Below are 13,579 nucleotides of genomic sequence, written 5' to 3' on the forward strand. Positions count from 1 at the left end.
CAGCATTCGATCCGGGCCTTTTGTATGCTCCGGCTGGCATAATTGTTTTTTAATAATGCGCATTATTGAACCCCAAAATGCGAACCAATGGAAACTACAATCGAATATAATTACCCGTCGCTTGTGAATGCGGCATTCCCCAACCGCTCGGATGCGCAGAAGGCGTACGACGAGCTGATGTACCGCGGCTACAAACCGGACGAGATCAATGTGATCACTTCGGATGAAACGCACCGCGTACATCATGAGGAGATCGGAAACGACACACCGGCGCACACCACCATGGAAAACGCGGGTATCGGCTCGGCCATCGGAGGCACTGCGGGCGCGATCGCCGGGGCGCTCATCGCCATCGGTAGCACGGTGGTCATTCCCGGACTTGGTATTGCGGTAGCGGGCCCATTACTTGCAGCGCTCACGGGCGCAGGCGCAGGCGGGCTCACGGGCGGCATTGTGGGCGCATTACATGGCCGAGGCGTGCCCAAAGAGCATGCAGAAACGTTCGAATCGAGCATTCGTGCCGGCGAGACGATTATTTCCTTCACACCAAAAACCATCGAAGACCGGATGGAAATCATCGAAGCCTGGAACCATCACAATGCGAGGCAGCTACACGGGAACGAAACATACAATGCATGAAAGCAAAGAACCCGCCATCGAGCGGTTCATGTATTTTATAATAAATCTTTAATCCTTATCCAGACATTCTCGGCGAGGATTTTGTGCCCCTCGGCCGTGGGGTGGATGCCGTCGGCCTGGTTCAGTTTTGATTCGCCCCCTACCCCTTCGAGCAGGAATGGAATAAGTGTTACGTCATTCTTTTTGGCCAGATCGGCATAAACTTCCTTGAATTCCCCGGCATATTTCTGTCCCATATTTGGCGGAATCTGCATCCCGGCGAGCACGCGTTTGGCATCTGGGTATTTGGCTTTTACCTTATCGAGAATCTCTTGCAGGTTTTTCCGGGTTTCGGAAACCGGAATACCCCGCAGGCCATCGTTGCCGCCGAGTTCAAGCACGAAAACGTCGAGCGGTTGTTTGAGCAGCCAGTCGATACGACTATTCCCACCCGAGGTAGTTTCACCGCTTACGCCTGCGTTTACGACTTTGTAATTCAGCCCCAGCGAATCGATCCGCTTCTGGATGAGCCCCGCGAAACCCTGCGACGGGTCGTCGAGGCCATACCCGGCGGTAAGGCTGTTACCGAAAAATACGATAATCTTTTTTTTCGCGGCAGGCGCCTTGACAGCTGTTTGAGTTGTATCCGCTTTCTGCCCGGAAGACTCTTTCGACCCTCCGCCGCAGGAAAACAGCGCAGCAGCCATCAGGGATAATGCCAGAATTGTCTTGAAACGACGCATATCAATCAAAAAGGAATAGATTTTATAGTTTAAAAAGCCATACCCGGCCATTCATTCTCATTTAAAAACCGTTTAAACTATATTTATGAGAACCAATAACCGAAAAGAGCCAATTTAGGTTTTTTCGCGCCTATGGCTACGCGCCGGGCACCACGCAAACATAAAAGAAAAACGATTGATGAATACCATACTCGACCTGCACGACGTCAGTAAAATATATAAAAGCGGCGACCGCACCCTCAAAGTCCTCGACAATATCAGTTTTTCCATCGAAACAGGCTCTACCGTCTCGATCGTAGGCCCTTCAGGCAGCGGCAAAACAACCCTTCTCGGTCTGTGCGCCGGGCTCGATCGCTCGACGGCCGGTACCGTAGAACTGCACGGAACGCGGCTGAACGGCCTGAACGAGGACCAGCTCGCCGCCGTTCGTAACCAATATGTAGGGTTTATTTTCCAAAACTTCCAGCTTCTGCCCACGCTTACCGCATTGGAAAACGTAATGGTACCCATGGAACTGCGTGGTGAAAAGAACATTAAGGCGCGCGCGCTCGACCTGCTCGATAAAGTGGGCCTTGCCGAACGCGGCCACCACTACCCTACCCAGCTCAGCGGGGGGGAGCAGCAGCGCGTATCACTCGCACGCGCATTCTCCAACCAGCCGCAGATCCTTTTTGCCGACGAACCCACCGGCAACCTCGACGCCGAAACGAGCGAGAAAGTGGTAAAACTGCTATTCGAACTCAACCGCGAGGCTGGTACTACGCTGGTGGTCGTAACCCACGACCTCGAACTCGCTGCCAAAACCCAGCGCATTATCCGCATCAAAGGCGGCAAAATTGTGGAGGCCAGCTAACCGTGAATTTCCGATGAACCCCAATACATTCAACCTTTCGTGGTTACTGCTCATGGCCTGGCGCGACAGCCGGAGAAACCGCGCCCGGCTCGCATTGTTCATTTCGTCCATTATCCTCGGTATCGCCGCCCTTGTTGCCATTTACTCGCTCGGCGACAACCTGCGCGACAATATCGACAGCCAGGCAGCCACGCTCATCGGCGCCGACCTTTCCATTTACAGTGGAAAAAAAATCGAGGGAAAAGCGATGGCATTTGTGGATTCCCTGGGCAAAGTACGCTCGGAGGAACGTGCATTCGCTTCGATGGTCTATTTCAAGAAAGGCGGTGGCAGCCGGCTAACACAGGTGAAGGCGCTTTCCGGCGATTTCCCTTATTATGGCAAGCTGGAAACGATTCCGGTCTCTGCTGAAAAGGCATTCCGCAATCGGCAGGAAGCATTGGTTGACCAAACCCTGATGCTCCAATACAAGGCGCAGGTTGGCGATTCGATCCGGATCGGCGAAGTGACTTTTGCCATTGCCGGCATTCTCGAAAAAGCGCCGGGTGCAACGGGCGTTACCGCCTCCGTGGCGCCGGTGGTTTACATTCCTATGCGTTTTCTGGACCAGACCGGCCTCATGCAGAAAGGCAGCCGCGTCGGTTACAGGTATTATTTCAAATATCCCGCGAAAACGGATGTCGAAAAGATGGTCAACACGCTGGAACCGAAATTCGAGAAATACGACCTCGACTACAATACCGTCCAGAGCCAGAAAGAAGACACCGGTCGCTCGTTCCGCGACCTTACGCGGTTCCTTTCGCTGGTGGGCTTCGTGGCGCTCCTGCTCGGGTGCATAGGCGTCGCGAGCGCCATACACATATATGTGCGCGAGAAGCTGAACTCCATCGCCATACTTCGCTGCCTGGGGGTAAAAGCATCGCAGGCGTTCCTGATCTACCTGATCCAGATTGCGGGCATCGGTCTGATCGGCACCGTGCTCGGTACCATTCTTGGAACGGTGATCCAGCAGTTTTTACCGGTGGTGCTGAAAGACCTGCTTCCTTTTGACCTCACCACCGACATTTCGTGGTCCGCAATAGGGCAAGGACTGGCCATCGGTGTGCTCATTTCCATACTTTTCGCATTGCCGCCCCTGGTATCCATCCGCAAAGTGTCGCCACTGAATGTGCTTCGTTCGGCTTCGGACGCTTCCCATCCCGAACGCGACGCTGTGAGCTGGGCATTGTACGGGCTCATAGTCCTGTTCATTTTCGGTTTCTCGTTCCTGCAAATGCAAACCTGGGTGCAGGCACTAATATTCACCGGGAGCATTCTGGCCTCATTTCTGATCCTTTTCGGCATTGCGAGTTTGCTGATGTGGCTCGTTCGCCGCTTTTTTCCTACCTCATGGAGCTATCTCTGGCGCCAGGGCCTGGCGAATCTGTACCGCCCAAACAACCAGACGAGCATTCTCATCGTTTCGGTCGGCCTGGGTACCTCGCTGATATGCACGCTCTTTTTTATCCAGACCATCCTGCTCACCCGCGTGAAGCTATCGAGTAGCGGTAACCAGCCTAATATGGTGCTTTTCGACATCCAGAGCCACCAGAAAGAAGGCGTACTTGCGATCGCGAAGGCACAGCATGTGCCGATTAACCAGAGCGTACCCATTGTGAACATGCGTTTGGAGGAAGTGAATGGCAAAACCGCCGCCGATTTCGAGGGTGACACCACGGCAGAGCAGTCGCGCCGCATTTTCGGCCGCGAGTACCGCGTCACGTTCCGTGATTCGACCACTTCTTCCGAGAAGATTGTGAAGGGAAAATGGCGGGGCAAGTATGACGGTGCTTCCGGCCTCATTCCTATTTCCGTAGAAGACGGGTTCGCAGAAAGAAGCCGTTTGAAAATCGGCGACACGCTGGTTTTCAATGTGCAGGGCACCATCATGTCCACCACCGTTTCCAGCCTCCGTGAGGTCAATTGGAGCGAAGTCCGTACCAACTTCTTGGTCGTATTCCCTACCGGTGTGCTCGAAGAAGCGCCACAGTTCCACGCCATGCTCACCCACGTACCCAACCCGGCCGTTTCCGCCCGCTTCCAACAGGCGCTGGTCAGGCAATACCCCAATGTCTCCATCATCGACCTGGCCCTCGTGCTCCGGGTACTCGACGATATTTTCAACAAGATCGGCTTCGTGATCCGCTTTATGGCCGGTTTCAGCATCCTTACCGGACTCATTGTCCTCATCGCGTCGGTGATGATCAGTAAATACCAGCGCATTCAGGAGAGCGTCCTTTTGCGCACGTTAGGCGCGAGCCGCAAACAGATATTTGTCATTACCTCGCTCGAATACTTCTTCCTGGGTGCGCTCGCCGCATTCACCGGCATCCTCATCGCCGTCATCGGAAGCTTCTGCCTCGCCAAATTCAATTTCGAATCCGAATTCAATCCCGAGCTCGGGCCTGTCGTATTGATATTCTTTTTCGTCTCTTTGCTCACCGTAATCATCGGTTTGCTCAACAGCCGAGGCATCTTGTCCCGCCCGCCGTTGGAGGTGTTGCGACAGGATGTTTAAAGGTTTATTTTTGGTATATTTATACTAAAAACTAAATCGCACACACTTGGAATTTGACATTCAGGGCAACTTGAAGCCCTATGATATTATTTACACCGACTGGGCTACATTCAAAGCCGAGTTTGTGGATGCCTTTCCCCGTTCCAGCACGAGGCAGGTGATTTTCGAGAATTTCTCTGTTTACATGGAAAAGCTGGTTGCCATCATCGGCACGGATTTTCATCAATGGATAGACGGGAGTTTTGTTACGAAGAAACTTGATCCGGGTGACATTGATGTTGTGACCTTTGTCGATGCCAGCATTTATGAACGCAATGAATTTGAAATCGATATTTTACGCGATGACTACCGGGATCACGACACAAGAGTTGATGAGTACTTTGTAAAACGATATCCTGAGACACATGGGAAGTACGATTTCTACCATATGGACATGCTGCAATGGTATAACCAGTTTACGACATCGCGTGCCCTTAAATCGAAAGGTTTTATACAACTAAATTTTTAGACCATGGATATGAAGAAATTGGAAGACTTGCATGAATGGTCAGAGAAGGTTGCGAGGCTTATTGAACTGGTTGCATTTACTAACAAAACCTTGCAATTGCATCGGGAGCTAGGTGATACTCCGTCGATTATCAGGCAGTATGAGCGCTTACTCGCACAACACCAGCAAGAACTGGACGACCTTCTTAAGACGTATGGCCTGGCTATCAAACTGCTGCCATTGGAAACCGCGGCCTAGCCGCCTGAAAATGAGCCGTCGCTGCCTTCATTAGCACCGCGTTACTTAGCCATTATCCCTAGTCCAGTTCCTCCATTCCTCCGTCCTCCCGCTACTCCGCTTTCCGGCCCGTGGCCTATCTGCTCGTCCCGATCTAACAATTACTTAAAACCAATTCCTTCATTTATTCTTCCAGGCAACCCCTTTTCGGCCTGAAATGCTGCTTTAATGCAACTTTTCATTTCTCAATTAGACTTTGGGGTGATTTAAAATCACTATTCCTACACCGCAAAAAACAATATTAATTTCATCCTATTTAATCTTTATATTTTTTCAAACGTTTGCACAGAATTTCAAACGTTTGCATTACCTATAAAGTTATTGCTATTAATTATCTTAAAAATACAATTTGTAATCTTGTAACTCACTAAGACCCAAATTTTCCTCTATGACTAAAAATTGCTTTCGCCTCAACATTCTATTCACTGTAAAATCCAATTAATCCACGACTATGAGAAAAACTTCGACTCTATCAGTCAGGACCGGGATAATCCGAAACTGCCTTATGCAGGTGACGGCCGTTTGCGGCCTCCATGCTATTGCAGCAGCTGAAATACCGGTTCCCGAAGGCCAGCCCAAAAAGCATGTTGAAACCAACATGAACATATTGCAGGAGATTACCCTTACCGGAAAAGTGACCACCGAAGGGTCGTCCGAGGGGTTACCCGGCGTTACGGTAGTAATTTCCGATGCCAACGGCAACAACAAACAAGGTGCAACTACCAATGAATCAGGCTCTTTTAGTTTCGCGAATCTGCAAACGGGCCAGCGATACAATTTCGAATTCAGCTATATCGGTTTTGAAAAGCAGTCGCTCAAAGATTTTCTGCTGACCGAAAGCAATGCGAATTCCATCGAGATCAAGCTCAAAGAATCGGCTTCCAACCTCAGCGAAGTGGTGGTGGTAGGTTACGGAAGCACTACGAAAAAGGACATTACCGGTTCTGTGAAGTCGTTGAAAAGCGCGGAGTTCAACCAGGGGATCATCAACTCGCCCGAGCAATTGCTGCAAGGAAGGGTATCGGGCGTAAATATCACGTCGGCAACGGGTGAGCCGGGCGGCAAGACCAACATTACCGTGCGCGGACCGGGCGGTGTGCGTACTGGAAGTACGCCGTTGTTCGTAGTCGACGGTATGGCGCTCGACAACAGTGGTACCGGCGGCGATGCCAACCCGCTCAACTTCCTGAACCCGCAGGATATTGAGTCGATAGATGTATTGAAAGACGCTTCGGCCACAGCCATTTACGGTGCGCGTGGTGCGAACGGGGTGATCCTCATTACGACCAAGAAAGGTAAGTCCGGCCAGGCTAGTGTCACCTACTCGGGAAGCCTTGGCATTTCCAATGTGGCACGCCCGCTGGATGTGCTCTCGGGACCCGATTTTTTGGCGGAAGCCGCTAAACTCGGCGCTACGGTAACCGACGGGAAAGCTAACACGGATTGGCAAAAAGAAATTTTCCGGACAGCTACTACCCACAACCACAATATATCGGTTGGCGGTGGCAGCGAGAAAATGACTTACTACGCGTCATTCGGAGCCCAAAAACAACAAGGTATCCTGAAAAACAGTCAGCAGAACCGTTACACGGGTCGTGTGAACCTCTCCCAAAAATTGTTTGAGGACCGGGTGACACTGGATTTCAACCTTAATGCTACAAATACCCAAAACCAGCGTCCCAATATCCAGGGTACGATTGGTAGTGCCCTGACCATCAATCCGACTTACGCTCCTTACGACGCAAACGGACAAGTGGCTCAATACCAGGACCTCACCAACCCGCTGTTCACTTTGCAGCAGTACAAGGAGGTCCTGACGACCAATCGTGTGCTGGCGAGCATTTCGCCTTCCGTGAAGATTATCGACGGGCTGGTGTATAAACTGAACTTTGGCATCGATAACTCCACCGCGACACAGGATAAGCAATTGCTGCCAAGCACGATCCCGGCGGAAATCGGACGTCTGGAAAACTACGGCCTGCGCAACACCAACAGGTTGCTCGAAAACTACCTGACCTACACGTTGAATACGAAAATGCACAGCCTGACGGCCTTGCTCGGTCATTCATACCAGCGTATTTTTATCCAGAGCCGCAATTTCAGCATCAACAAGTTCCCGATTTCCGATATCGAGCCGATCTACAATCCAGGTCTCGGGCAGGATCTTTCGTTGGCGCTGAACCAGCCAGGCGGTTTCGCGACGATCAATGAGCTGCAATCGTTCTTCGGCCGTGCGAGCTATGGTTTCAAAGACAAGTATTTGCTCACCGCAACATTGCGTATCGACGGTTCCTCGAAATTCGGTTCTAACAACAAATACGGATCATTCCCTTCATTCTCTGCAGGTTGGAGGATTTCGGAAGAAGCTTTCATGAAATCGTCGCCTTTCTCGGAACTGAAACTCCGTGCGGGCTGGGGATCGACGGGTAATCAGGAGATTCCTTCCAAAATCACCCAGGCGCGGTTTACATCGGTCGTTTCGGGAACAACAAGCTATCCACTGGATGGCGGCACCACTTATCCGGGTGGTACTACCTACGCGCGTCTGGCCAACCCCAACATTCAGTGGGAAGTGTCCAAACAGACCGACTTAGGTCTTGATTTCGGTTTGTTCAAAGGTGCATTAAGCGGGGAAATCGACTATTTCAGAAAAGTATCCGAAAAGATGCTTTTGGAAGTAATCCCTGCCGACCCCGTTCAGCCAGCGGGTACTTTCTGGACCAACGTACCTGATATGCAGATCATTAACCAGGGTATGGAATTCGACCTGAACTACCGCAATTCATTGGAAAACGGCCTCAGATACTCGATAGGTGGAAATATCACTTTCATCAAAAACCGCGTAGAGAACTCGCCTTACACCGTAATCCCGTCAGGTTCGGCGCAGGGTTCCGGTTTGACTTCCGCTACGATCAACGGTTATATCAATGGTGAAGCGATCGGCTCATTCTATCTGAAAGAATTCCTTGGTTTCGACGAGAACGGGATCAGCAAATTCCGCGACGTGGACGGTAACGGCATTGTGAACGACGCAGACCGGATCGTGGCGGGTACCGCATTGCCTACACGCATGTATAACTTCAACGGAAATATCAGTTTCAAAGGCTTCGATCTGAGCGCGAATTTCAACGGGGTAGCGGGAAACAAAGTGTATGACAACACCGCGAACTCGAACTTCTACAAACTGAAATTGTCGAAAGGTGTGAACGTAACCCGGGAGGCACTCGACTCGCCCCAGGAATCGGTGAACAACTCGGCAGGTGTTTCCACAAGATACCTCAAAAGCGGTGCTTACCTGAGACTGAACAACCTGGCATTGGGCTATAACCTCAATACCACCAAACTCGGCATCAACAGATGGGTACCAACGGCCCGCATTTCGGTTACAGGCCAGAACCTCGCATTGTGGACCAAATACAATGGCTACGACCCGGAAGTGAACAACGACCGTTCAATCGGCGGCATTACCTCTTACGGTATCGACTACCTGAGCTATCCGAAATCGAAAACCATCATTTTCTCGATCAATCTTGGCTTTTAATTATTGACCCATGAAGAAGAAACTATCAACCATATTTGCGGTAACCGGCCTGCTGATGCTCAGCAACGCTTGTACCGACCTGAAAGAACAAGTGCTGGACGAAACGCTCAGTGTGAAACTTTCGGAAGAAGAAACCGTGAACGGGCTGCTTGCACCTACCTATGCATTGCTGCCCAACCTTTTCCAGCATACCACCTATTTCGCATTGCAGGAAATCTCGACCGACGAGGCCATTCTCCCCTACCGCGGTGGCACAGACTGGGGCGACAACGGTATTTATCTTGCATTGCACGGGCATAATACCACCAGCACCGATCCGAACGTGAACAACACCTGGAACCAGCTGGTACAATCCATTTCAAGATGTATCACTGCTATCGAAGGCCTTAAAACGGCAACATCGCCTAATGTGGCGCTTTATACGGCCGAAGCCCGCGGGATGCGTGCCTATTACAATATGGTGATGCTGGATTTGTTCGGTATTGTGTTTGTGAAGGACGATCCCGGCACGACCTCTACGATTATCCGCGGCGATGAGGCGGTGAAATACATCGAAAGCGAATTCCTCGCCGTAGAGCCCCTGTTGAAGCCCAAATCGGCAGTAGGCCCGGGGCGTCTGAACCAGGCCGCGGTGTGGAGCTTGCTGGCCCGTCTGAATCTGAATGCTGCCGTATACCGCAACATTTACGGCACCACATTCGATTTCAAAGCCGAGGATATGGACAAAGTGATTCAGTATACCGATAAGGTGATCAACTCGGGACAGGCGAAACTCTCGGCCGATTATTTCGCGATTTTTGGCAATGACAACCATACCAACGACGAAATCATTTTCGCGGTTGACCAGCGCGCCGAACTGAACGGACACAACCGGATGGCCTATTTCTCGATCTCGGGTGACCAGTTCCCACTGGCCGAATTCCCCGCAGCGAACGGTACCGATGGCCCGGGTATCACCTCCGATTTCTACCAGACCTGGGTACAGGCCTACGGCGCGGTCGACCCATCGCGTGACCCGCGTTTTTACCAGCAGAATATGTCGGTTTACACCAATGCGGCCGACACCTGTATCACCGACGCCGACTACAAGATCAACCGCGGTATCCTGAGAGGCCAGCAATACGGTGCATTGCGCGTGAACGGCGCTTTCGTCCGCTGCCCCGATGGTAAGCTGAAAGTGGGAAAACTGACTTATGTGACACGTAACCGCGCCGATCTGCCCGTAAGTTTCTCCGAAATGATCGACTTTACGACCGCCGGCAGCAACTACAACACCGGCTACCGTGTGGAGAAATACGAGTTCAGCAACAAGTCGAACACCGGCCGTAACCGTGGCGAGGCCGATATCGTGATCACCCGCCTGGCGGACGTCTACCTGATGCGCGCCGAAGCGAAACTCCGTAAAAGCAACGATGCAGCCGGAGCCCTGGCCGACGTGAACCTCGTACGTGCGTCACGCACGAAGACGCTCGCGCCACCCGCGCTCACGAGCATGACCCTGGACCTCCTCTTCCGCGAACGCGGCTTCGAATTCTACTGGGAAATGCTCCGCCGCACTGACATGATCCGTTTCGGCAAATACGAAGGCAAATGGACCGAAAAAACCAATGCCGACGTGAAGAAACGCATCTTCCCCATCCCGCAGACAGCCATCGACGGTGCGTCGAACCTGCCGGGCTATTTGAAACAGAATGATGGGTATTGATAGTTAAGTAATAAGGAAAAGCCGGTCGGAGACGTTGCTCCGACCGGCTTTTTGTTTGGTTTAAACCAGAATTACTATTCCAAAGGCTCTGCTACTTCCGCGCCTTCGCTCAACTCTTCCACCACCGGTTTTTCTCTATAAGTATTCACAAATGTGCGCTTCACGCGTTCGGAACTACTCATGTATGGAATCCAGATCGCGGCGTAGATGATGTTTCTGGAAGCTAATATGTAATTAAATGTCCCATTGTCTGTCAATGCGAAAGTGAGGACCTGGTCAATGAAAATACCTATTGCGGCGATGGTGAGAAACCGGATGTAAAATTTAGGAAATGAGTCGCGCTTTTTAAAAAACAGGACTGCCAGAAAAATAGCAAATCCGAGCATTACTACATTGTAATATACCTCTGCCATCATCAAGCCCCTGAACGACCACGAATGAAATGTCCCCTTCAATTCGTATGCATTCCACAGCGTATTGGTCAGGTAGCCATTGCGCACAAGTTCAATCAGCATCCAAAACATTGCAAACGGCTGCACGGCGATGGAAAATCCGATAAACACCAGCCAACTTCCGATATGAATCGCTGGTTCATGGGAAGACCCGGCGCCAGGCGAATAAGGGTATAGTTTCTTGAAGAAGGTAAATGAAAATACAAATGCTGCCAATACAATACCAAGCATCGCTCCGTTGATATCCGAAGGCTTCATATCCCCTGCCTTCGGCTCGGTAAGCTGGTATTCCAGACTTCCCGCGAGTTTATCCATATCCGCCTTGAACTGTTTTGTCTGCGCTATCTGGAGATGGTCTTTCAGGTTTCTATAATGATAGCTCAACCGCCAGATGTATTCTTTGGGTAAATACTCCGATTCGAATTCGATCATGTAGCCTTCCCGCTTGATCTCCCATTTCTCTTGCGTAATATTAAATGGACCCGGCAAATGCACATTAATCGTGTATTTGCGGTCGAACGGGAATTTCAAATAGAGCGGATCTTTCCGCGGGCGCCCGGGCAGGAATGTGAGCTCGCCATAGAGCGTCTTTCCGAAAATGTCGAAGAAATACTTGTTGGTAGCACTATCGAGCTGCCACGGCTTTTTGATCGTATAGCGCTCCATCAGCGAAAAGTTATTGCCTTCCCGGTGATCATAGTATTCAAGCGTATCGGCAAAATCTACCTCGGTATGTTTGAAAACATCTTTGTAGAAATTGAGGTAATCTTCTTCCATTTGGGAAATATCGCTTTCCTGGAATTGTGTACGGAAATCGTTGGCCTCGGCATCATGGTAAACCGTCTTGACTTCCAGCCGCCCCTGGGCCAGCGAGTCACCGGTGGCAGGAAGGTAGATGTCTTCCACGATGTCGACGGTGCCCGAATTATACCGGCTAATCTCCACCAGGCCCGACTGAACGCCGGAAAGAACCAGCCCTTTTCCATAAGGAGGGCAAAGCATACGCGACGCTATTCCCCCCTGCAATGAAATAGTGGCGTCGACAAACGCGTACTCATCTTCATTACCCAGCCGTTGCTCGACCATCCGCACGCGTGCGATCACATGATTGAAATTCGAAGGGGAAGGCAGGTAATCGCTCAGGTGCGAGCGCTTGTAGGTATCCACGAGTACCGGGTCGCATTCAATGCCATTCGAACGCAAAATGGCGCAGAGCAGAAATGCCTTGTCTTTACAATCGCCATACCGCTGCGCGAACACTTCTTCCGGTCGGTGCGGCTTATGCGAGTTCTCGCCGGTTTCCACCCCAAGGTAACGGATCTCGTCCTGGACAAAGCGGATCGCCTTTCCGATGAATTCCAACCTGGTTTTACTTTCCGCCTTCCATTCATCCACTTTTTTCTTCAATGCACCCGTCGGCGCAGGTACCTGGTAAAAATGCAGGCCCCAGTCGATTACCTCCTTCCAGCTTTTGAATTCCGTTACCTGCACGAACGGTTCTTTGGAATACCAGCCGGGCACGTCCTCGTCGTAGGAGTCGTTCTTTATATTATTGGCGGTCCATTCATAAACCGTATTTCCTCCGGCACTTCTTGTTGTTCTCGCCGGCGGCTTGTTGAAATCCTTGAAAGACAACGCGCGTCCCGCCGGCGCCAGAATGGCCGTGTGAATGTGGGAGATGTAATCATAGGCATCGAAATACAGGTTGGTCGAATACTTGTTCATAAACACCGGGTTCCAGCCCGTGCGTGAATACGATACATCGATGCGATCGCCTTTCCGGATATCCTTCAATGCGAGCGTAGCGGAATATTCGCCATTGTAAATAAACCGCTGACGCTCCGATTCGACGGGCAGCATCTTGAAATCGCGCAGGTTGAGTTGCGAGAAGCGCTGTCCGCCCCGCCACACGGTCAATTCATGAAATTCGATCCGCTCGTAGGCCGGATTAAGCCTGATCGAAATCTCGGAGCCGTTCTGAATGCCGCTTTCGGAAACAATTTGCCTTACAAAACGGTGGTAGGAACTTTGGGCCGCCAGGTTGATCTGCCTGTCGAGAAACGAAATGTAATACCCCCCTGAAAAATCCTTCGCCGAAGGTACTTTTCCGCCCGGCGTAACCGGAATAACCCACGACGGAACAGGCTTGATACCAATGGAAGGAGCTGCCCGGAGTTCGCCAACGCACATAGCAAGCACACACAATACGGACAGGAGAAGTCGGATTGAAGGTAATGTAAAAGTCAAGTTAATAAATCAGATAGAAGAGTTACAGATTGCCTAAGCTATTAATATTTCTCCAAAGTATCTGACAGTTACGAGCTAT

General features: G+C 51.1%; 9 protein-coding genes. 7 read left to right on the forward strand and 2 right to left on the reverse strand.

The window, feature by feature from the left end; genetic code table 11:
* Positions 1-87 precede the first annotated feature (87 nt).
* A complete protein-coding gene (locus BMW93_RS23920; RefSeq protein ID WP_090382304.1) occupies positions 88-639 on the forward strand; it encodes a hypothetical protein in 552 nt (183 codons plus the stop codon).
* A 35-nt stretch (positions 640-674) separates the two neighbouring features.
* Here the strand turns inward: BMW93_RS23920 and BMW93_RS23925 are convergent, their stop codons facing one another.
* Positions 675-1,361, reverse strand: a complete 687-nt coding sequence (locus BMW93_RS23925; protein ID WP_229240748.1) for an arylesterase — start codon at positions 1,359-1,361, stop codon at positions 675-677.
* Positions 1,362-1,539: 178 nt separating this feature from the next.
* Here BMW93_RS23925 and BMW93_RS23930 point away from each other — a divergent pair, with 178 nt between their 5' ends.
* From BMW93_RS23930 to BMW93_RS23955, 6 genes are all read left to right on the forward strand, one after another.
* The gene (locus BMW93_RS23930) at positions 1,540-2,214 is read left to right on the forward strand and encodes an ABC transporter ATP-binding protein (RefSeq protein WP_090382309.1); all 675 of its coding nucleotides are present in this window, start codon (positions 1,540-1,542) and stop codon (positions 2,212-2,214) included.
* A 13-nt stretch (positions 2,215-2,227) separates the two neighbouring features.
* Positions 2,228-4,771, forward strand: a complete 2,544-nt coding sequence (locus tag BMW93_RS23935; RefSeq protein WP_090382311.1) for an ABC transporter permease — start codon at positions 2,228-2,230, stop codon at positions 4,769-4,771.
* Between the two features lie 46 nt (positions 4,772-4,817).
* Positions 4,818-5,279 (forward strand): DUF6932 family protein, encoded by a 462-nt coding sequence (locus BMW93_RS23940; protein ID WP_090382313.1) that lies wholly within the window; start codon positions 4,818-4,820, stop codon positions 5,277-5,279.
* 3 nt (positions 5,280-5,282) lie between these two features.
* Positions 5,283-5,516, forward strand: coding sequence for a hypothetical protein (locus tag BMW93_RS23945; RefSeq protein ID WP_090382316.1), 234 nt, complete (start codon positions 5,283-5,285; stop codon positions 5,514-5,516).
* 544 nt (positions 5,517-6,060) lie between these two features.
* A complete protein-coding gene (locus tag BMW93_RS23950; RefSeq protein ID WP_090382318.1) occupies positions 6,061-9,096 on the forward strand; it encodes a SusC/RagA family TonB-linked outer membrane protein in 3,036 nt (1,011 codons plus the stop codon).
* Positions 9,097-9,106: 10 nt separating this feature from the next.
* Positions 9,107-10,801, forward strand: coding sequence for a RagB/SusD family nutrient uptake outer membrane protein (locus BMW93_RS23955; RefSeq protein ID WP_090382320.1), 1,695 nt, complete (start codon positions 9,107-9,109; stop codon positions 10,799-10,801).
* 74 nt (positions 10,802-10,875) lie between these two features.
* Here BMW93_RS23955 and BMW93_RS23960 read toward each other — a convergent pair whose 3' ends face one another.
* A complete protein-coding gene (locus BMW93_RS23960) occupies positions 10,876-13,443 on the reverse strand; it encodes a DUF3857 domain-containing protein (RefSeq protein WP_090382323.1) in 2,568 nt (855 codons plus the stop codon).
* Positions 13,444-13,579 lie beyond the last annotated feature (136 nt).

This window comes from Dyadobacter sp. SG02, assembly GCF_900109045.1.
GTDB lineage: Bacteria > Bacteroidota > Bacteroidia > Cytophagales > Spirosomataceae > Dyadobacter.

Bases quoted from the DNA above. Each gene is read 5' to 3' on its own strand.
- BMW93_RS23945 (WP_090382316.1), top strand. From the start codon at position 5,283: ATGGATATGAAGAAATTGGAAGACTTGCATGAATGGTCAGAGAAGGTT.
- BMW93_RS23960 (WP_090382323.1), bottom strand. From the start codon at position 13,443: ATGTGCGTTGGCGAACTCCGGGCAGCTCCTTCCATTGGTATCAAGCCT.
- BMW93_RS23920 (WP_090382304.1), top strand. From the start codon at position 88: ATGGAAACTACAATCGAATATAATTACCCGTCGCTTGTGAATGCGGCA.
- BMW93_RS23950 (WP_090382318.1), top strand. From the start codon at position 6,061: ATGCAGGTGACGGCCGTTTGCGGCCTCCATGCTATTGCAGCAGCTGAA.
- BMW93_RS23930 (WP_090382309.1), top strand. From the start codon at position 1,540: ATGAATACCATACTCGACCTGCACGACGTCAGTAAAATATATAAAAGC.
- BMW93_RS23925 (WP_229240748.1), bottom strand. From the start codon at position 1,361: ATGCGTCGTTTCAAGACAATTCTGGCATTATCCCTGATGGCTGCTGCG.
- BMW93_RS23935 (WP_090382311.1), top strand. From the start codon at position 2,228: ATGAACCCCAATACATTCAACCTTTCGTGGTTACTGCTCATGGCCTGG.
- BMW93_RS23955 (WP_090382320.1), top strand. From the start codon at position 9,107: ATGAAGAAGAAACTATCAACCATATTTGCGGTAACCGGCCTGCTGATG.